Origin of the sequence: Enterobacter cloacae complex sp. P18RS (assembly GCF_014982105.1) — a bacterium.
Taxonomy (GTDB): domain Bacteria; phylum Pseudomonadota; class Gammaproteobacteria; order Enterobacterales; family Enterobacteriaceae; genus Enterobacter; species Enterobacter hormaechei_C.
Genome location: NZ_JADCKV010000012.1, coordinates 19,345 through 39,153 on the forward strand (window position 1 = coordinate 19,345; position 19,809 = coordinate 39,153).

Consider the following 19,809-nt stretch of genomic DNA (forward strand, 5'->3'; position numbering starts at 1 on the left):
TGTCCACCGCCCCGATGTCCCGGGGCTTTTTTTTATCGCTACACTTTCAGCGTCAGGAGCGCACCACCAGCGCGTCATAACCGCGCCAGCGATAGTTCGCCATCGAGATCAGCCAGCAGGCGACAAACAGCCCGACCACCACAAATCCGGCGTCGCCCAGGTTATCGTTCACCGCGCCAATCAGATCCCACACGCCGCCGCTGAGGGCGAACTTGTCCATCAGCAGACCCAGCGCTTCCAGGCCGCCGATAAACAGCGCCACCACCACCGAAGTGCCGGTGATGGTCATGTTGTAGTAGAGCTTGCGCTGCGGCTTGTTAAACGCCCAGCCGTAGGCACCCACCATCAGCAGGTTATCGAGCGTATCCACCAGCGCCATGCCGCTGGCGAAGAGCGCCGGGAAGATCATGATCGACCACACCGACATCCCGCTGGAGGCGCTGGCGGCGGAGATCCCCAGCACGCCGATTTCGGTGGCGGTGTCGAACCCCAGGCCGAACAGGAAACCGACCAGGTACATCTGCCAGCTTTTATTGACGAGGCGGAAGGTTTTGCCGAACAGCCAGTTCATGACGCCGCCCTGTGCAGGCAGCGTGATGTCGCCCTGCACGGGATTGCCGTGTTTCAGCGCCTGAAAACTGCGCCAGACGCCGCGCAGGATCACCATATTCACCAGCGCCATCGCCAGCAGGAAGGTGGCGGAGACGGCGGTGCCAATCAGGCTGCCGGTTTCGTGGAGCCATGCCATGTTTTTCTGAAACGCCGTGGCGGTAGCGGCGATAGCAATGGAGGCCAGCACCACGATGGTGGAGTGTCCGAGGGAAAACCATGCGCCCACGCCGGACGGGCGCTTGCCCTGCTGCATCATCTTACGCGTCACGGTATCAATCGCGGCGATATGGTCGGCATCCACCGCATGACGCAGTCCGTAACACCAGGCCAGCAGGCTGGCCGCCATCAGCGCCGTACTGCCGCTAAAGGTGTGCCACGCCAGCCCCCAGGCCAGCAGGTTAGCCATCCCGAGAGCCAGCAGCAGGCACGCTGCACGAGGTTCATTGCGTAAAAGTCGTAACATTTTAAATCCCTTGTGAACATGATCGGGCGGCAGCAACCACCGCCTGCCCGAAGGAGATCGCTCCGTCGCCTGCGGGCAGGCGCGAAGGAAAAAGAAGCGTGAAATCAGAAAGGTAATGACGAAGGCGCGCACGCAGCAGGCGGTTGTGAAGGACGCCGCCGCTGAAGCACACCGTAGAGAGCGACCGTCGGCGGGCATGCGTTGCCGCCAGTTCGCTCAGCCCTTTTGCCAGCGCATCGTGAAAAGCCCAGGCACGCTCGCCGGGTTCCGCCCGCCAGGTAAGCCACTGTTGCCAGAACAGCGCAAGGTTATCCGTCTGGAGCGTCACCGGATGATCAACCCCTGCGCAGCGTTCGGCCAGCGCCTCCAGCCGGCACGCGGCTTCGCCCTCATAGCGTTGCGTTTCAATGCCCAGCGCACAGGCCACGGCGTCGAACAGACGACCACAGGAGGAGGCCCGCGGCGCATTGATACCGCGCGACACAGCCGTTGCCAGCAGCGGCCAGTTTTGACGCTGTACCACCTCTGTTTCCGGGTACTGCTGCCAGTCAGGTACGAACGCCAGACAGTGGGCGAGCAAATTGCGCCACGGCTGTTTTGCCGCCAGATCGCCCCCCGGCAGCGCAACGGCTGGCAGACCGCCCAGCCGTTCGCAGTCGCGATAGTTCACCCGCAGGCACTCGCCGCCCCACAGCGCGCCGTTCTCGCCCATGCCGATCCCGTCCAGCGTCAGGGCAATAACATCCCCGCCGTTGAGCGGCCAGCCATTCTCCGCCAGACACGCTGCCGCATGCGCATGATGATGCAGCACGGTCTCAACGGGCAGCGCCTGCGCCCGGGCCCACAGTCGGGCGTGATAACCCGGATGGGCATCGCACACCACGCGCTCAGGCTGAAAGGCGTAGATGTCCTGCATCGTCGAGAGCGCACTGCGCCACTGCGCCTCTACCCCCTCGTCGCTCAGATCGCCAAAATGCTGGCTCAGCACCGCCTGGTTGCCACGCACCAGGCTGAAGGTGTTTTTCATCTCCGCGCCGGTGCATAACATGGGCGGGATGTCGCGGAATCCGGCGGGCAATGTGATGGCATCCGGCACAAAACCGCGTGCGCGACGCAGCATCGTGCCCTCCTGGTCCATCACTGAATCATCCATCCGTTGCAGGATGTCGCGGTTGTGCAGCAGGAAGCCGTCAGCGATGTCACTGAGTTCTTCCAGCGCCTGCTGGTTGCTTATGGCGGGTGGATGGCCGCTGAGGTTGCCGGAGGTCATCACCAGCGGGCGCTGGCAGTCCAGCATCAGCAAATGCTGGAGCGGGTTCGCAGGCAGCATCACGCCGACCGTATCCAGCCCCGGCGCAATCTCCTCAGGAAACGCAGGAAGGCAGGCTTTTGGCGTCAGCACAATCGGCGCAGCGGGTGAACGTAACAGCGTCTGGATGGCCTCCGGCAGATCGTCCGCATGCGGGATCATCACCGCCAGCGGCCTGGTCGGGCGCTGCTTGCGTGCCCGTAATTTCCGAACCGCCTGCGGGTTAAGCGCGTCGCAGACCAGGTGAAAACCGCCCAGCCCTTTGACCGCCACAATCCCGCCGCCTTCCAGCATCGCCACCGCCGCGCTTAACGCCGATTCGCGGGTGGCAGCAGCCTCCCCGGCTCGCCACTCCAGCTGCGGTCCGCAATCCGGGCAGGCCACCGGCTGGGCGTGAAAACGCCGGTCAGCCGGGTTGCGGTACTCCGTTTCACAGGGCACACAGAGCGGGAATGGCGCCATTGACGTGGCCGGGCGGTCATAGGGCATGGCGCGAATAATGGTAAACCGCGGCCCGCAGTGGGTGCAGTTGATAAACGGGTAGCGGTAGCGACGTTCGCGGGGATCGCGCATCTCCGCCAGGCATGCGGGACAGGTGGCGGCATCCGGGACGATTTGCGTGTCCATCGCCCCGCTCTCGCTGTGGCGGATGACAAACTCATCCGGCAGCGTCCTCCAGCTGAACGGCTGCGTTTCAACGCGATCGATGCGCGCCAGCGGTGGGCAGTCCTGGCGCAGTCTCGCGGTAAAGTCACCCCCACTGCCCGCGAGACGCACCAGGACACCCTCTCCGTCGTTGCAGACGTCGCCTGCCAGCCCCAGCTGGTGCGCAAGCTGCCAGACGAAGGGACGAAATCCTACCCCCTGCACCTTGCCGCGCACCCGAAGCTGTACGCCGTTAACGCGCATCGCAATTTAAAACAGCAGCGATGACGAGGTGTCGAACGCCGCGCGGCGGCGTTTTTCGGCACTCATCTGTTCGAGCTTGTCGCGATCGACGCAGACCAGCGCATGCGTCGGACAGGCTTCCATACACGCCGGACCGGCATCGCGGTGGTAGCAGAGGTCACATTTATTGGCTTCGGCTTTCTCCGCGCGTACGCTCAGCCCGATACCGCTGTTGCGCACTACCGGGCGAACCACCACCTCCATCGCGCCATACGGACACGCCACCACACAGGTTTTGCACCCGATGCAGCGCTCCTGCATCACATGCACGAAGCCTTTCTCGCGCTTAATCGCCCCGTTCGGACAGACGTTGGCGCACGGCGCGTCTTCGCACTGGCGACAGATAGCGGCGGTAGAAATATTCACGCCTTTAATGACGTGGATGCGCGGCAGGAAGGTATCAGGGGTGAGAGAGGCGCAATCCTGCTCTGCCTGATGGGACACCACGCACGCCACTTCACAGGTACGGCAACCAATGCATTTGCTGGCATCGGCCATAATAAAACGGTTCATCTGCTTCTCCGGCATAACTGTTATGCGCGAAGCTATTCATAAACCGTGCCAATATTTAATGAATTGATTTTATAGGGAAATTTAAAAGAGAAGGATCTGTCATCGTCATTAGTGACGATGACAGATGTCGACGTCAGCGATGCGGGCCGTCAATGACGGAGTCGCGCAGGATAAGCTCGCCGGAGAAGGTTTGCTGAGGCTTAAACTCACCGCCGTCGAGCATGAAAATCATACGGCTGATGGTCTCCTGAATCATCTCCGTTACTGGAATACGCACGCTGGAGAGGGACGGCACGATATAGGGCGCGATTGCCACATCGTCAAAGCCGATGACGGACACTGCGCCCGGCGTGGCGACGCCGCTCTCGTGCAGCTGCCTGATGGCGCCAATCGCCATGTCGTCGTTACTCGCCACCAGCGCGGTAAACGTTTCGCCGCGGGTGAGCAACTGAGAGACCGCCGCCGCGCCGCTGGCCGGGTTCCACTTCCCTTCGGCGATCAGCGCGTCGCGAACTGCAATCCCGTGCTGCGCCAGCGCGTCCTTGTAGCCGGAAAGACGCTCCACCCCGGTGGGGGAATCCAGCGAACCGGTGATAATCGCAATCTCCCGGTGGCCTTTCGCAATCAGCTGCGATACCGCGTCCTGACACGACGCTTTATGATCGGACCAGACGCTGTGACTGCTGTTTTTCCGCAAACGGCGGTTGAGCACCATGATCGGCTGCTCGCATTTCTCAATGATCTCGTCCAGCGCTTCCACGCTCAGAAAACGCGGATAGATGATTACCGCGTCGCAGCGCATGTCGAGCAGGTACTGGATCGCCTCGCGCTCCTCTTCGGCGCTGTGCTTGCCGTCCGCCAGGATCAGCTGACGCCCCTTCTCTTCCGTCATCCGCGCGGCGTTAAACAGCAGCTCGCTAAAGTAGACCCCATGGTACAGGGTGTTCGTCACCACCAGCCCCAGGGTCTGGGTGCGTTTGGTCGCCAGGTTTCGCGCCAGCAGATTGGGGCGATACCCGCTCTCTTCGATGGCCTGAAACACGCGGTCTTTCGTCTCCTGGCTGACGTAACCGTTCCCCGACAGTACCCGGGAGACCGTCGCTTTTGATACGCCTGCCCGCTTCGCCACTTCCAGCATCGTGGTCATATTATTATTCCGTCTGAACCTGATGGGCGCAGTGTACTGCACCGCAGAAAAATTGTCGCAGCGGCGTTATCACGCTTTTTACGGCCACGAGTGATCGTCATCACGAAACGAAAAAATGCATAAAAAGTGGTCTTGTTTCATTAAAAGAAACTCATGATGATTATGTGAAACCGGTTTCCTACATTTCACACAACGATAACAGGATCACATCCGATGGCAAAAAATTACGCTGCGCTGGCGACCGACGTCGTTAGCGCGCTGGGCGGCAAAGAGAACATCGTCGCCGTCACCCACTGTATGACGCGACTGCGCTTCGTCCTGAAAGACGAAAGTCTCACCGACGCCGCACGCCTGAAAAGCATCAGCGGCGTGCTCGGCGTGGTGCGCAACGACAACCAGTGTCAGGTGATCATCGGCAACACCGTGTCCCAGGCATACCGTGAAGTGGTGAGCCTGCTGCCCGCTAACCTGCAACCTGCCGTAGCGGAAGGTCCACAAAAGCTCACGCTGCGCCGGATTGGCGCCGGGATCCTCGACGCGCTGATCGGCACCATGTCTCCGCTGATCCCGGCGATCATCGGCGGGTCGATGGTCAAGCTGCTGGCGATGATCCTTGAGATGACCGGCGTGCTGGGCAAAGGCGACCCGACGCTTACGATCCTGACCGTTATCGGCGATGGCGCGTTCTTCTTCCTGCCGCTGATGGTGGCGGCGTCCGCGGCGGTGAAGTTCAAAACCAACATGTCGCTGGCAATCGCCATCGCGGGCGTTCTGGTTCACCCGAGCTTTATCGAGCTGATGGCGAAAGCCGCGCAGGGCGAGCACGTTGAGTTCGCCTTCATTCCGGTGACGGCGGTGAAATACACCTACACGGTGATCCCCGCCCTGGTGATGACCTGGTGCCTGTCATACATCGAACGCTGGGTGGATCGCATTACCCCGGCGGTGACCAAAAACTTCCTCAAGCCGATGCTGATCGTGCTGATTGCCGCCCCGCTCGCCATCGTACTGATTGGCCCGCTCGGGATCTGGATCGGCAGCGCCATCTCCGCGCTGGTCTACACCATTCACGGCTATCTGGGCTGGCTCTCCGTTGCCATTATGGGCGCGCTGTGGCCGCTGCTGGTGATGACCGGGATGCACCGCGTGTTTACGCCGACCATCATCCAGACCATTGCCGAAACGGGCAAAGAAGGGATGGTGATGCCGTCGGAGATCGGCGCCAACCTGTCGCTCGGCGGTTCGTCGCTGGCGGTGGCGTGGAAAACCAAAAATCCGGAGCTGCGCCAGACGGCGCTGGCCGCGGCGGCCTCCGCCATCATGGCGGGCATCTCTGAACCGGCCCTGTACGGCGTAGCGGTACGCCTGAAGCGTCCGCTGATTGCGAGCCTGATCAGCGGCTTTATCTGCGGCGCGGTGGCAGGCATGGCAGGCCTTGCCAGCCATTCGATGGCGGCGCCGGGGCTGTTTACCAGCGTGCAGTTCTTCGACCCGGCCAACCCGATGACCATCGTCTGGGTGTTTGGCGTGATGGGTCTGGCGGTAGTGCTGTCGTTCGTGCTAACCCTGCTGTTAGGGTTTGAGGATATCCCGGTAGAAGACGAAGCCGAAAAAGCACGCGCCCTGCAAACCGCACCGGTACAGAACAAAGCAGCAGAAGCATAAACTGAAAGCGAGGTAAGAATGTCTGTTTTTCCACAAGGATTTTTATGGGGCGGCGCGCTTGCCGCCAACCAGAGTGAAGGGGCTTACCGTGAAGGCGGCAAAGGACTGACGACGGTCGACATGATCCCCCACGGCGCAAACCGTCTGGCGGTAAAAGTCGGCAAGGAAAAACGGTTTTCGTTGCGGGACGACGAATTCTACCCGAGCCACGAGGCGATTGATTTTTACCATCGCTACAAAGAAGACATCGCCCTGATGGCGGAGATGGGCTTCACGGTGTTCCGCACCTCGATTGCCTGGAGCCGCCTCTACCCGAACGGCGACGAACCGCTGCCGAATCAGGAAGGCATTGCCTTCTACCGCGCGGTGTTCGAGGAGTGTAAAAAGTACAACATCGAGCCGCTGGTGACGCTCTGCCACTTCGACGTGCCGATGCACCTGGTGACGGAGTACGGCTCCTGGCGCAACCGTAAGATGGTGGATTTCTTCGCCCGCTACGCCCGCACCTGCTTCGAGGCGTTTAACGGGCTGGTGAAATACTGGCTAACCTTCAACGAAATCAACATCATGCTGCACAGCCCGTTCTCCGGCGCGGGGCTGGTATTTGAAGAAGGTGAAAACGAAGATCAGGTGAAATACCAGGCCGCGCACCACGAGCTGGTGGCGAGCGCGCTGGCGACCAAAATTGCCCACGAGGTGAACCCGGAAAACCAGGTCGGTTGTATGCTGGCGGGCGGCAATTTTTACCCCTGGTCCTGCAAGCCGGAAGACGTGTGGATGGCGCTGGAAAAAGACCGCGAGAACCTGTTCTTTATCGACGTGCAGGCGCGCGGCAGCTATCCGGCTTACTCTGCCCGCGTGTTCCGCGAGAAAGGCGTGGTGATTGTGAAAGACCCGGGCGACGATGAACTGCTGAAAAACACCGTCGACTTTGTCTCGTTCAGCTATTACGCCTCGCGCTGCGCGTCGGCGGACATGAACGCGGGAAACACCAGCGCGGCGAACATCGTGAAGTCCCTGCGCAACCCGCATATTCAGGTGAGCGAATGGGGCTGGGGCATTGACCCGCTCGGCCTGCGCATCACTATGAACATGATGTACGACCGCTACCAGAAGCCGCTGTTCCTGGTGGAAAACGGCCTTGGAGCGAAGGACGTCATTGATGAAAACGGCGAGATCAACGACGACTACCGAATCAGCTACCTGCGCGAGCATATTCGCGCGATGGCTGATGCGATTGAGGACGGCGTACCGCTGCTGGGCTACACCACCTGGGGCTGCATTGACCTTGTCTCGGCCTCAACGGGGGAAATGAGCAAGCGCTACGGGTTTGTGTACGTCGACCGGGACGACGCCGGGAACGGCACGCTGGACCGCAAGCGCAAGAAATCATTCTGGTGGTATAAGAAGGTGATTGCGAGTAACGGGGGGGATCTGGAGTAGCCTGTTGCCCTCACCCCAGCCCTCTCCCACAGGGAGAGGGGGATGGGTTTGGTAGGCCGGGTAAGGCGAAGCCGCCACCCGGCACTGCTCAGAGCTGAGAAAATCCCCCATCCCCAACCCACCCGGCAAGCCGTGAATAGACCACGTCCACCGCCTCTTTCACCGGCGGCGTCATCGGGTAATAGAACCCGACAATGTCCGGCTGAATGCCCAGAAACAGCACCTCGCCCACGTCGTCTTTAATCTGATCCACCAGATAGTTGAGAGGCATGTTGTGGGTGGTCATCATAAACATCTCGGCGATGTCGTCCGGGTCAATCAGGCGGATCTCGCCGGGGTTGAGCCCCATATCGGTGGCATCGACGATTAACAGCCTGTCCGGGCGCAGTTCACGAATGGCCACCACGTCGTTTTCCGGCGCGCTGCCGCCGTCAATCACCACCCAACTGCCCGGCGGGTTCGCAGCGCACTTTTCCGCCAGCAGCGGGCCCGCGCCGTCGTCGCCCATCATGCTGTTGCCGACACACAGTAAAACGTCAGTCACGTAATCTCCTCACCATCAGGTAGATGGCGCTCTCCTGATGAATATCGTGCAGCATGCCGAGCAGCGTTTTGCTCCACGCCTGCTGCGCCGGGGTTTGTACGCTCAGCGCCGCGTCAAAGGCGTTAGCGAGCATCGTGATGTGGTTGGCGTCGATCACGATCTCGCCGTACTTCGGCACGCCCTCCATCTTGCGCCGCGCCGCGCTGCCCTCCTCCAGCGTGGCGATCCACGCCAGGTATTCCGGCCACGGGCAGCTCAGCGCCGTTTCAAGGCAGTCGATCACCCCGAGGTGGTGCCCAATCGCCAGGCTGTAATAGACCACCTGCTGCGCCGCATCCGGCGTGGCATCGTTCTCATCAATAAACTTACGGCTCAGCTGGCTGAACACCACCGTTTCACTCATCGGATACGCGCCTCATCCACAATGCTGTTCAGGTTCGCCACGATCTCATTGAGACGCGGATCGTTCTCGGCCTCCAGCCAGCGCGCTACCTGATGGTCGCCCTGGCCCAGCAGACGCAGGTAATCGTCGGCAATCTGGCGTCCGTAGCGGTAGCCCGCCAGCCTGCGCGCCGTGCGGTCGATCTTCACCCGCAGCGGCTGCACCATATCCGGGTGCAGGAGAGTGGCTGGCTGGTTGTCCAGCTCGCCCGGCTCACGAGCGTGGATCTTCTGCTCCAGCAGGCCGAGCGCCATGGCAAAACCGTACAGCGTGGCGGCGGGCGTCGGCGGGCAGCCCGGAATGTAGACGTCCACCGGCACGATTTTGTCGGTGCCGCCCCAGACGCAGTAAAGATCGTGGAAGATGCCGCCGCTGTTGCCGCAGGCGCCGTAGGAGATACAGATTTTCGGATCCGGCGCAGACTGCCAGGCGCGCAGCGCAGGCGAACGCATCGCGCGGGTGACCGCGCCGGTGAACAGCAGGATATCCGCATGGCGCGGGGACGGCACCACTTTGATGCCGAAGCGTTCGGCGTCAAACAGCGGCGACAGCGTAGCGAAGATCTCAATCTCGCAGCCGTTGCAGCCGCCGCAGTCCACGCGATAGACGTAGGCCGAGCGTTTGATTTTTTTCAGCAGCGACGCCTTCATGCTGGCGATGGACTCCTCCACCGTCAGCGGCACCGGAATGCCGTTAGCGTCGCGCGGGCCGAGTAAGTTTTCCATCAGCTGGCCTCTCTCATATGGCGGGTTAAATCGATGCGGTCAGACGGCAGCAGGCACTTCTGACGCTTGCACTCCGGGCAGGTTTCGAAGCTTTCACGGTGATGCTCCGCGCGGACGTCGCCGTTGTGCTTCAGCAGCGCGATGGCGTAGTCGATCTCTTTTTGCACGGCGAACGGACGCTTGCAGACGCGGCAGTTGCACAGCGCAAAGCGCGACTGCTGGAGGAAATCCTCTTTTTTCCACACCGCCAGCTCGTACTCCTGAGACAGGCGAATGGCGACCGTCGGGCAGACCTCCTCGCAGCGGCCGCAGAAGATGCAGCGCCCGAGGTTAAACTGCCAGGCCAGCTCGCCGGTTTTGAGATCCGTTTCCACCGTTAAGGCATTCGACGGGCAGGCGTTGACGCAGGCCGCGCAGCCGATGCACTGCTGTGGGTTGTGCTCCGGCTTGCCGCGAAAGTTTTTATCCACCGGGATCGGCTCCAGCGGATAACTGCTGGTCTGCGCGCCGGTTTTGATCACTTTTTTGATGAAGGTAAACATGGCGAATCCTTATTTCAGCGGCGAGTTCTTACGCTCGATGCTGTAGCGCTCAAGCTCTTTGTACGGCACCACCTGGCTTTTCTTCTTGCGCACGTCCACGACGGTCATGCGGTCGGTGCAGGAGTAGCACGGGTCGAGGCTGCCGATGATCAGCGGCGCGTCAGAGACCGTATTGCCGCGCAGCATGTAGCGCAGGGTTGGCCAGTTGGCGTAGGTCGCCGCGCGGCAGCGCCAGCGGTAGAGCTTCTGGTTGTCGCCGGTCATGCTCCAGTGGATGTCGTCCCCGCGCGGCGCTTCGGCAAAGCCGAGGGCAAAGCGGTTTGGAATGTAGGTGAAGCCTTCCACCATCAGCGGGCCGCCCGGCAGATTATCGAGGCCGTAGTCGATCATGTTCAGCGCGGTGAATACCTCGTTGATGCGCACCTTCACACGGGAGATGACGTCGCAGCCCTGCTCGCTGTGCACGGTCATCGGCAGCAGGCCGTAGCCGACAAACGGGTGATCGGCGCGGGTATCACGGGCGTGGCCGCTGGCGCGCACCATCGGGCCGACGTTGCTGAAGTCGCGGGCGATTTCCGGGTCAAGACGACCAATCCCGACGGTGCGCTGCTCAATGTTTGGCGTGCTGAGCAGCATGTCCACCAGCTCCTGCACGTCCCGCCGCATCTGCTGCGCCAGCTGGCGGGTCTGGATCATGTCGTCTTTCAGCAGGTCGCGGCGGATCCCGCCGATCAGGTTCAGGCCGTAGGTTTTACGCGCCCCGGTAAGGATCTCCGCCATCTTCATCGACGCCTCGCGCACGCGGAAGAACTGCATAAACCCGGAGTCAAAGCCGACGAAGTGGCAGGCCAGGCCGAGGTTGAGCAGGTGCGAGTGCAGGCGCTCCACCTCCAGCAGAATGGCGCGGATCATCTGCGCGCGTTCCGGCACCACGATCCCCATGCCGTTTTCCACCGAGGTGGTGTAGGCGGTGCTGTGGGCAAAGCCGCAGATGCCGCACACGCGGTCAGAGAGGAACGTGACTTCGTTGTAGCCCATGCGGGTCTCCGCCAGCTTCTCCATGCCGCGGTGGACGTAGAACAGGCGGTAGTCGGCGTCGATAATGTTCTCGCCGTCGACGAACAGGCGGAAGTGGCCCGGTTCGTCGGAGGTAACGTGCAGCGGGCCAATCGGCACCACGTTATTCTTCTTGCTGCCCAGCTCGTTGATGAACTCGTAGGTTTCGCTGTCGGTGGTCGGGGCCGGGCGCTGGCGATAGTCCATGCTGTCCTTGCGCAGCGGATAGAGTTCATCCGGCCAGTCGTCCGGCAGCACCAGGCGACGCTCGTCAGGCAGGCCAACCGGCACCAGACCATACATGTCGCGCACTTCGCGCTCGCCCCAGACGGCGGCAGGCACGCGCGGCGTGACGGAGGGGTATTCCGGTTTAGCCGGATCGACCTCTACGCGCACGGTGAGCCAGCACTTCTCCCCCTGCTCCATCGACATCACGTAGTACACCGCATAGTTGCCACACAGCTGACGCTCGTCGTTGCCGAACAGCACTGACAGCCAGCCGCCCTGCTGGTAATAGAGAAACTCCACCACTTCCGGCAGATAGTTCACCTTAATGGTGACGGTGATCTGGTCTTTGGTTTGCCAGGACTCCTCCAGCACCACGCCCGGGAAAGCCTGATGCAACGCGGCGAGATACTGCTGACCTTTCTTTTCTTCAGACATAAACACTCTCTTTAATCACGCCACCAGCAAGGAGACGAACGCTAAAAATGCAAAACCAAAACCGGCCCAGGTGATGCGTGACGTTTCAACAAAACGCAGGCGCGCCATGCTGTTTTCAAACAGGGCAATCACCAGCACGCCGATAAGCAGCTTGAGCACAGCCACCACCACGGCCAGCAGCAGGCCGCCCGCAGAGAAGTGCGTCATCTGCCCCCACGGGAAGAAAACGCCGACGAACATCTGCAACACCACCAGCTGCTTGAGGCTGATGCCCCACTTCAGCACCGCAAAGCCGTAGCCGCTGTATTCGGTGAGCGGCCCCTCCTGTAATTCCTGCTCCGCTTCCGCGAGATCGAACGGCAACTTGCCCATCTCGATAAAGGTGGCGAACGCGCAGGCGCAGAGCGCCAGCACCAGCGGGAGAGAACGTGAAACCGGCCAGTGGTAAACGGTGTCGGTGATAAAACTGATATGGGTCGAGCCTGCAACCTGTGCGGCAACCCACAGCCCCAGCAGCAGAATTGGCTCAACCAGCACGCCGAGCATCGCCTCGCGGCTGGCGCCGATACCCGTAAACGGGCTGCCGGTATCCAGACCCGCAATCGCAAAGAAGAAACGCGCGATGGCGAAGAGGTAGATCAGCGTAATCAGATCGCCCAGCACCGGCAGCGGCGAGCCCACCGTCACTACCGGCAGCGCGGTGGCGATGGTCAGCATCACGCCCACCATCACAAACGGCGTCAGGCGGAACACCCAGCCTGCGGCGTCCGGCGCGACGCTCTGACGGGAAAGCAGTTTGAAGAGATCGCGGTACTCCTGGAGCACGCCAGGCCCGCGACGGTTGTGCAGCCGGGCGCGCGCCACGCGCGTGATGCCCGACAGCAGCGGCGCGGCTGCGAACAGCACCAGCGCCTGAAGAATTGCCAGTAACAGACTCATGTCAGGCTCCTCGTGAAATGACAATCACCACCAGCACCGCCAGCTCGATCAGCGCCAGGCGGCGGAACAGCACGGGCACGGCGGCACCCTGCCAGCCCGGCACCCAGCCCACCGGGTTCAGCCAATGGCGCAGCTTCAGCACGGCGGCGAAGTTCTCCTTCACCGGCATAGCGAAACCGTGGGCGGTGATGACCATCGACTGCTCATGTTCGTAGCCGCAGGCCCACGCCGCGCCGCGCGAGCGGGAGGCGAGACGGTCGCGTCTGAAGAACAGCATCAGCACGAACGGCAGGAGCGGCGCGGCAATCAGCAGCAGCGCCATCATCGGCTGGGAAACGACGGTATGCGCCGTGACCAGCGGCAGCGGAATGGCGTGGCCCAGCAGCGGCAGCAACCACGGCGCGGCGACGCCGCCCGCGATGCAGCACAGCGCCAGTGCGACCACGCTTACGCCCATCAGTAGCGGTGCGCAGCAGGCGTTCTCAGCCTCACGCGTACGCGGTGCGCCCAGGAAGGTGACGCCGTAAACCTTCGCCATACACATCACTGCCAGCGCGCCGGTGATCGCCAGGCCCACCGCCAGCAGCGGGCCGAGTAAACGCCCGATAAACGCCTCGCTCTGGCCGAGGGCGAAGAAGGACTGATAAATCACCCACTCGCCGGCAAAGCCGTTCAGCGGCGGCAGCGCAGCCATCGCCATCAGCCCGACCAGCATCGCCAGCGAAATGACGGGCATTTTTTTGCCAATCCCGCCGAGCTTTTCAATATCGCGGTGCCCGGTGCGGAACCAGACGCTGCCCGCACCGAGGAACAGGGTGCTTTTAAACAGACTGTGGTTGATAAGGTGATACAGACCGCCAATAAACCCGGCGGCAATCAGCGCCGGCTGGTTGAGCGCCAGCCCGGTGACGCCCGCGCCCATGCCGAGCAGGATAATCCCGATGTTCTCCAGGGTGTGGTACGCCAGCAGACGCTGGATGTTGTGCTCCATCAGCGCGTACAGCCCGCCGACGAACGCGGTGATCATCCCCGCAATCAGCAGCGCCACGCCCCACCACAGCGGCGGCTGACCGCCCGTCAGGGTTATCATCAGGATGCCGAACAGACCGACCTTCATCACCACGGTGGAGAACAGCGCAGCGGCCGGGGCTGAGGCATTGGCATGCGCCTGCGGCACCCAGCCGTGCAGCGGGATAATCCCGGCCAGCAGGCCAAAACCGACTACGCCCAACAGCCAGACGTCGTTGCCCAGCGGCTGACCGTTAAGCGCGGCAAAATCCAGCGTGCCGAAACGCTGCCACACCAGCCAGCAGGCCAGCGCCAGCAGCAGCGTACCGAGACGTCCGAGCGCAAACCACAGCTTGCCGGAGGCGCTGCATCCGGTCAGGAACACGCCGCACAGGGCCATGATTTCTGCCATCACCACCAGCGCGCCGAGGTTGCTGGCGATAACAGTACAGACCGCGGCGGCCATCAACAGGTTAACCAGCAGGCCGTTGGCTTTGGTGTGCTGATGTCGGTGCCAGTCGATATTAAACAGGCTGATAAACAGCCCGCACAGGCCAAAGGTTATCAGCCAGATGGCGTTCAGCGGCGTAAGCTCAACGGCGTGGTGAATCAGCGGGATGAGGGTGTCAACAGACTGGCCGTCGATCAGGACAACCCCGCCCGCCGCCAGCGTCATCAGGCTGCCGACCGCCCCGCCGATACCGGCGATCACCCCGCTCAGCGTTTTATGGAAGGAGAGAAGCAGCGCCAGGACAGCGGCGGCGGCAAACCAGGCCACACCGCTGGTCATCATAACTATCGCGTTCATTTCGCCCCCTCGTTAAGCGCCCGCAGCAGCGAAAGATCGCCGACGTCGGTATTGATGGTCAGCTCGCGCTTGCGTTTGCTGGTGCGAGCGATGTCGCGGATGTTGACCAGGACCAGCGCCCGGGTCGGGCAGGTCCGCACGCAGGCCGGACCCTGCTCATCGAAGCTGCACAGATCGCACTTCACCGCAACGGCGCGAATGCCCGGCACCCAGTCCAGCAGCGTACTCACGCGTGCCGGAGCCGGTGGCGCAGGCGGCGCTTTCGCAGTATTAGCATTCGCCGGAATATGCAGCGGACGGCTGCCGGAAAACTCAATGGCGCCGAACGGACAGGCGATGCCGCACAGCTTGCAGCTCACGCACAGGCTTTCGTTCAGCTGTACCGCGCCGTCAACGCGGGTGATGGCATTGACAGGACAGACGCCCGCGCACGGGGCGTCTTCACAGTGGTGACAGAGCTGCGGGGCAGACTCTTTCTCATTACGCATGACGCGCAGGCGCGGCATGGACTGTAGCCCGTGCAGGCGGTGCGTTTCCGAACACGCCGCCTCACAGGTCCGACAGCCAATACAGACCGTCGAGTCAGCAATTACAAAACGGTTCACCGGGTCATCCTCTGGTGATGGTCATTTTTGACGAAAAAAAACTGTCTTATCGACACTTCTCGACACTCGTTTTTCAGGCCACGTTCGCGGAGGATTTTCCGTCGATCAGCTGTTTCAGGTTGACTGGCCTGTCATGCTCAACGGCGGCGTAGAGGCCGTTGTAAACCGGCGCGATTTTCTCCAGATAGTGCTCCAGCACCTGCTGGCGATCGCGGTTGCTGACGTGACCGTCCACCATGCCGTCCGCCATCAGCTGCGCCCGGGCGATGCAGTGCCTGTCGCCCTCTTTCGTCTCGACGTAGTACTCAATCGTGTGGCTGTTGAAGGTCTCCGCCAGGGTGACGTAAATCGTAAAGTGACCGAACAGTACAAAACGCATATCCCCCTGCGCCGCACAGCTCATGGCGTGATGCAGATGGGCCTTCGACAGCGTGATCCCCTGGATCAGTGAATTGCAGTACAGGTGCCATTGCTCCTGGAGCTGCTGATGACGTTGCGCGATGTAATCCGCTTTTTCGCTAATTTCCCAAATAGTCATAAAAGGTATCCGGTTAATGGAGTTAGCGGCTGTTAAGCAGATTTCGTGCCAGTTTTTAATTTATTGATTTAAATGGATTTTAAAGAGATGTGCACTGTCACCGCCGCAGTGTCGACGTGTCATTTCGACAGCGTTGACATCGTCACGCCGTAACGCAAATCAAGCTGGCACCGTTATTGCATTGAAGGGGCAATTCATTAAGGAGGCGTCATGCACGAAATCACCCTCTGCCAGCGGGCACTGGAACTTATCGAACAGCAGGCAGTGCAAAACCACGCGAAACGCGTCACCGGCGTCTGGATGAAGGTCGGGGCGTTTTCCTGCGTCGAGACCAGCGCCCTCACCTTCTGTTTTGAGCTGGTGTGCCGCGGCACGCTGGCGGAAGGGTGCGAGCTGCATATCGACGAGCAGCAGGCGGAGTGCTGGTGCGAGCAGTGTCAGCAGTACGTCACGCTGCTGTCATCGAAGGTACAGCGCTGTCCGCAGTGCCAGAGCAGCGGGCTGCGCATCGTGGCGGATGACGGTATGCAGATCCAACGCCTCGAAATCGAGAAGGAGTAATGTATGTGTAGTACCTGCGGTTGCGCTGAAGGCAACCTGTATATAGAAGGGGATGAACACCGTCCCCACTCCGCGTTTCGCTCCGCGCCCTTTTCTCCTGCCCCGCGTCCCGCGGCGGCCCTGACCGGCATCACCTTTGCCCCGCAGCGTTCCGACGCGGGCGACCTCCATTACGGCCACGGCGAAGCGGGTACGCACGCGCCGGGCATCAGCCAGCGCCAGATGCTGGAGGTGGAGATCAACGTGCTGGACAAAAATAACCAGCTCGCCGCCCGCAATCGCGCCCGCTTTGCCGCGCGCGAACAGCTGGTGCTGAACCTGGTCTCCAGCCCCGGCTCCGGCAAAACCACGCTGCTGACCGAAACCCTTAAGCGTCTGAACGAACACGTCTCCTGCGCCGTGATCGAAGGTGACCAGCAAACGGTAAACGACGCGGCGCGCATCCGCGAAACCGGTACGCCTGCGATTCAGGTCAACACCGGGAAAGGGTGCCACCTGGACGCGCAGATGATTGCCGACGCCGCCCCGCGCCTGCCGCTGGCGGATAACGGTATCCTGTTTATTGAAAACGTCGGCAACCTGGTTTGCCCGGCAAGCTTCGACCTCGGCGAGCGGCATAAAGTGGCGGTGCTCTCCGTGACCGAAGGGGAAGACAAGCCGCTGAAATATCCGCATATGTTTGCCGCCGCCTCCCTCATGCTGCTGAACAAGGTCGACCTGCTGCCGTACCTGAATTTCGACGTGGATAAGTGCCTGGCTTACGCACGGGAAGTGAACCCGGACATTGAGATCCTGCTGGTTTCCGCCACGCGCGGCGACGGGATGGACGCCTGGCTGAACTGGCTGGAGAACGAACGATGTGCATAGGCGTCCCCGGACAAATTTATTCCATCGACGGCAATCAGGCCAAAGTGGAGGTCTGCGGCATCCTGCGCGATGTCGACCTGACGCTGGTAGGCAGCCACGATGAGACCGGCGCAACGCGTCTCGGCCAGTGGGTGCTGGTCCACGTGGGTTTTGCCATGAGCGTGATTAATGAGGAAGAAGCCCGCGACACGCTGGATGCGCTACAGAATATGTTTGACGTCGAACCGGACGTGGGCGCCCTGTTGTATGGGGAGGAACGTTAACACATGCGTTACGTTGATGAATATCGCGCGCCTGAGCAGGTGTTGCAGCTTATCGATCGCCTGAAGACCCGCGCCTCGCTGCTGGACTACACGAAAGAAAAACCGCTGCGGATCATGGAGGTGTGCGGCGGACACACCCACGCCATCTTTAAATTTGGCCTCGACCAGCTGCTGCCGGAGAATATCGAGTTTATCCACGGCCCCGGCTGCCCGGTGTGCGTGCTGCCGATGGGGCGCATCGACAGCTGTCTCGACATCGCCAGCCGTCCCGGTGTGATTTTTTGCACCTTTGGCGACGCCATGCGCGTACCGGGAAAGAATGGCTCGCTGCTCCAGGCGAAGGCGCGCGGCGCGGACGTGCGGATCGTCTACTCACCGATGGATGCCCTGACGCTGGCGATGGCTAATCCTGAGCGTAAGGTCGTCTTTTTCGGGCTGGGTTTTGAAACCACCATGCCCGCCACCGCCATTACCCTCCAGCAGGCGAAAGCCCGCAACGTCACTAACTTTTACTTTTTCTGCCAGCACATCACGCTTATTCCCACGCTGCGCAGCCTGCTTGAAGCGCCGGATAACGGTATCGACGCGTTTCTGGCGCCAGGCCACGTCAGCATGGTGATCGGCACAGAAGCCTACGGTTTTATCGCTGAACAGTACAATCGTCCGTTAGTGGTGGCTGGTTTCGAGCCACTTGATCTACTGCAAGGCGTGACCATGCTGGTTGAGCAGAAAATAGCGGCCCTGAGTGCGGTGGAAAATCAGTATCGCCGCGTGGTGCCCGATGCAGGTAACAGACGGGCACAGCAGGCCATAGCCGACGTGTTTAGCGTCGAAGGCTACAGCGAGTGGCGCGGACTGGGGCTGATTGCCGAATCCGGCGTGCACCTGACGCCCACGTATCGCGCCTTCGACGCCGAAGCGCATTTCCGCCCGCAGCCGCAGCAGGTGTGCGACGATCCCCGCGCCCGCTGTGGCGACGTACTCACCGGCAAATGCAAACCTCATCACTGCCCGTTATTTGGCAACGCCTGTAACCCGCAAACCGCGTTTGGCGCGCTGATGGTCTCTTCCGAAGGGGCATGCGCCGCGTGGTATCACTATCGCAACCAGGAGTGTGAAGCATGAACACGGTGGAAATGGCGCACGGAAGCGGTGGACAGGCGATGCAGCAGTTGATTAACCGGCTGTTTATGGAAGCCTTTAATAACCCCTGGCTCGCCGAGCAGGAAGATCAGGCGCGTATTGACCTCGCGGCCCTGACCGCCCACGGTGACAGGCTGGCGTTCTCTACCGACAGCTACGTGATTGACCCGCTGTTCTTCCCGGGAGGCGATATCGGCAAGCTCGCCGTCTGCGGCACGGCAAACGACGTGGCCGTCAGCGGCGCGATCCCCCGCTACCTCTCCTGCGGGTTTATCCTCGAAGAAGGGTTACCAATGGAGACGCTCACGGCGGTGGTCAACAGCATGGCGCACACCGCCCGCGAGGCGGGGATCGCCATCGTCACCGGGGATACCAAGGTGGTGCAGCGCGGCGCGGCGGATAAGCTCTTCATAAACACCGCCGGGATGGGGGCGATCCCTGCCGACATTCACTGGGGCGCGCAGCAGCTTTGCGCAGGCGACGTGCTGATTGTCAGCGGCACGCTGGGCTGCCACGGGGCAACCATCCTGAACCTGCGCGAAGGCCTGGGGCTGGATGGCGAGCTGCGCAGTGACTGCGCGGTACTCACGCCGCTGATCCAGACGCTGCGCGACATGCCGGGCGTAAAAGCCCTGCGCGACGCCACGCGGGGCGGCGTGAATGCCGTGGTGCACGAGTTCGCGGCAAGCTGCGGCTGCGGGATTGAGCTGACCGAGCGCGGCCTGCCCGTTAAGCCCGCCGTGCGCGGGCTGTGCGAGCTACTAGGTCTAGACCCGCTTAACTTTGCCAATGAGGGCAAGCTGGTGATCGGCGTGGAACGCGCGGCGGCGGAAGCCGTACTTGCACAGCTGCGCACGCATCCTTTAGGGAAAGACGCGGCCATCATCGGCGACGTGGTTGAGCGCAAAGGGGTGCGCCTGACCGGGCTTTACGGCGTGAAGCACACGCTGGATCTGCCGCACGCTGAACCGTTACCCCGAATTTGCTAGACCGCGCCAAAAGCGG

General features: G+C 61.5%; 20 protein-coding genes. 7 read left to right on the forward strand and 13 right to left on the reverse strand.

Annotation, left to right across the window (positions count from 1 at the left end):
- Window positions 1-52: 52 nt before the first annotated feature.
- The 4 genes from INF61_RS10060 to INF61_RS10075 form a co-directional block, all read right to left on the reverse strand.
- Window positions 53-1,075: a HoxN/HupN/NixA family nickel/cobalt transporter gene (locus INF61_RS10060; RefSeq protein ID WP_047716707.1), complete on the reverse strand. Its 1,023-nt coding sequence runs from the start codon at window positions 1,073-1,075 to the stop codon at window positions 53-55.
- A 1-nt stretch (window position 1,076) separates the two neighbouring features.
- Entirely contained in the window at window positions 1,077-3,293 is a 2,217-nt protein-coding gene (hypF, locus tag INF61_RS10065; protein WP_193547744.1) for a carbamoyltransferase HypF, read from the reverse strand.
- 6 nt (window positions 3,294-3,299) lie between these two features.
- The gene (hydN, locus tag INF61_RS10070; protein WP_017382793.1) at window positions 3,300-3,845 is read right to left on the reverse strand and encodes an electron transport protein HydN; all 546 of its coding nucleotides are present in this window, start codon (window positions 3,843-3,845) and stop codon (window positions 3,300-3,302) included.
- Between the two features lie 133 nt (window positions 3,846-3,978).
- The gene (locus tag INF61_RS10075; RefSeq protein ID WP_370552971.1) at window positions 3,979-5,016 is read right to left on the reverse strand and encodes a LacI family DNA-binding transcriptional regulator; all 1,038 of its coding nucleotides are present in this window, start codon (window positions 5,014-5,016) and stop codon (window positions 3,979-3,981) included.
- Between the two features lie 189 nt (window positions 5,017-5,205).
- On the opposite strand from INF61_RS10075, the gene ascF reads away from it, so the two are divergent.
- Both ascF and INF61_RS10085 read left to right on the forward strand, forming a co-directional pair.
- A complete protein-coding gene (ascF, locus tag INF61_RS10080) occupies window positions 5,206-6,657 on the forward strand; it encodes a PTS cellobiose/arbutin/salicin transporter subunit IIBC (protein ID WP_017382795.1) in 1,452 nt (483 codons plus the stop codon).
- Between the two features lie 18 nt (window positions 6,658-6,675).
- Entirely contained in the window at window positions 6,676-8,100 is a 1,425-nt protein-coding gene (locus INF61_RS10085; protein WP_040118032.1) for a 6-phospho-beta-glucosidase, read from the forward strand.
- An 88-nt stretch (window positions 8,101-8,188) separates the two neighbouring features.
- On the opposite strand, the gene hycI is transcribed toward INF61_RS10085, so the two are convergent.
- The 9 genes from hycI to hycA form a co-directional block, all read right to left on the reverse strand.
- On the reverse strand, window positions 8,189-8,644 hold the full coding sequence (gene hycI / locus INF61_RS10090; RefSeq protein WP_193547746.1) for a hydrogenase maturation peptidase HycI: 456 nt from the start codon (window positions 8,642-8,644) through the stop codon (window positions 8,189-8,191).
- Window positions 8,637-9,047 carry a formate hydrogenlyase maturation HycH family protein gene (locus INF61_RS10095; RefSeq protein WP_023304315.1) on the reverse strand — a complete coding sequence of 137 codons (411 nt, stop codon included), beginning with the start codon at window positions 9,045-9,047 and terminating at the stop codon, window positions 8,637-8,639. The genes hycI and INF61_RS10095 overlap by 8 nt, the downstream gene beginning before the upstream one ends.
- Window positions 9,044-9,811 carry an NADH-quinone oxidoreductase subunit B family protein gene (locus INF61_RS10100; protein ID WP_045338383.1) on the reverse strand — a complete coding sequence of 256 codons (768 nt, stop codon included), beginning with the start codon at window positions 9,809-9,811 and terminating at the stop codon, window positions 9,044-9,046. Before INF61_RS10100 ends, INF61_RS10095 begins: the two co-directional genes overlap by 4 nt.
- Complete coding sequence (locus tag INF61_RS10105) at window positions 9,811-10,353, reverse strand: formate hydrogenlyase complex iron-sulfur subunit (RefSeq protein ID WP_003862138.1); 543 nt, start codon at window positions 10,351-10,353, stop codon at window positions 9,811-9,813. The genes INF61_RS10100 and INF61_RS10105 overlap by 1 nt, the downstream gene beginning before the upstream one ends.
- A 9-nt stretch (window positions 10,354-10,362) precedes the next feature.
- On the reverse strand, window positions 10,363-12,072 hold the full coding sequence (gene hycE / locus INF61_RS10110; RefSeq protein ID WP_193547747.1) for a formate hydrogenlyase subunit HycE: 1,710 nt from the start codon (window positions 12,070-12,072) through the stop codon (window positions 10,363-10,365).
- A gap of 15 nt (window positions 12,073-12,087) precedes the next feature.
- On the reverse strand, window positions 12,088-13,011 hold the full coding sequence (locus INF61_RS10115; RefSeq protein ID WP_017382801.1) for a respiratory chain complex I subunit 1 family protein: 924 nt from the start codon (window positions 13,009-13,011) through the stop codon (window positions 12,088-12,090).
- A gap of 1 nt (window position 13,012) precedes the next feature.
- Window positions 13,013-14,827: a formate hydrogenlyase subunit 3 gene (gene hycC, locus INF61_RS10120; RefSeq protein ID WP_032654798.1), complete on the reverse strand. Its 1,815-nt coding sequence runs from the start codon at window positions 14,825-14,827 to the stop codon at window positions 13,013-13,015.
- Window positions 14,824-15,432, reverse strand: coding sequence for a 4Fe-4S dicluster domain-containing protein (locus INF61_RS10125; RefSeq protein WP_017382803.1), 609 nt, complete (start codon window positions 15,430-15,432; stop codon window positions 14,824-14,826). Before INF61_RS10125 ends, hycC begins: the two co-directional genes overlap by 4 nt.
- Window positions 15,433-15,505: 73 nt before the next feature.
- Window positions 15,506-15,970: a formate hydrogenlyase regulator HycA gene (gene hycA, locus INF61_RS10130; protein ID WP_017382804.1), complete on the reverse strand. Its 465-nt coding sequence runs from the start codon at window positions 15,968-15,970 to the stop codon at window positions 15,506-15,508.
- A gap of 210 nt (window positions 15,971-16,180) precedes the next feature.
- Here hycA and hypA point away from each other — a divergent pair, with 210 nt between their 5' ends.
- The 5 genes from hypA to hypE are packed head-to-tail and all read left to right on the forward strand — an operon-like array spanning window position 16,181 to window position 19,793.
- Entirely contained in the window at window positions 16,181-16,531 is a 351-nt protein-coding gene (gene hypA / locus INF61_RS10135) for a hydrogenase maturation nickel metallochaperone HypA (RefSeq protein WP_193547748.1), read from the forward strand.
- Window positions 16,532-16,534: 3 nt separating this feature from the next.
- Window positions 16,535-17,398: a hydrogenase nickel incorporation protein HypB gene (gene hypB / locus INF61_RS10140; protein ID WP_032671926.1), complete on the forward strand. Its 864-nt coding sequence runs from the start codon at window positions 16,535-16,537 to the stop codon at window positions 17,396-17,398.
- A complete protein-coding gene (locus INF61_RS10145) occupies window positions 17,389-17,661 on the forward strand; it encodes a HypC/HybG/HupF family hydrogenase formation chaperone (RefSeq protein WP_047732514.1) in 273 nt (90 codons plus the stop codon). Before hypB ends, INF61_RS10145 begins: the two co-directional genes overlap by 10 nt.
- Window positions 17,662-17,664: 3 nt before the next feature.
- Window positions 17,665-18,786, forward strand: a complete 1,122-nt coding sequence (gene hypD, locus INF61_RS10150; RefSeq protein ID WP_063158004.1) for a hydrogenase formation protein HypD — start codon at window positions 17,665-17,667, stop codon at window positions 18,784-18,786.
- Window positions 18,783-19,793 (forward strand): hydrogenase expression/formation protein HypE, encoded by a 1,011-nt coding sequence (gene hypE / locus INF61_RS10155; protein WP_045344499.1) that lies wholly within the window; start codon window positions 18,783-18,785, stop codon window positions 19,791-19,793. The genes hypD and hypE overlap by 4 nt, the downstream gene beginning before the upstream one ends.
- Window positions 19,794-19,809: the final 16 nt, after the last annotated feature.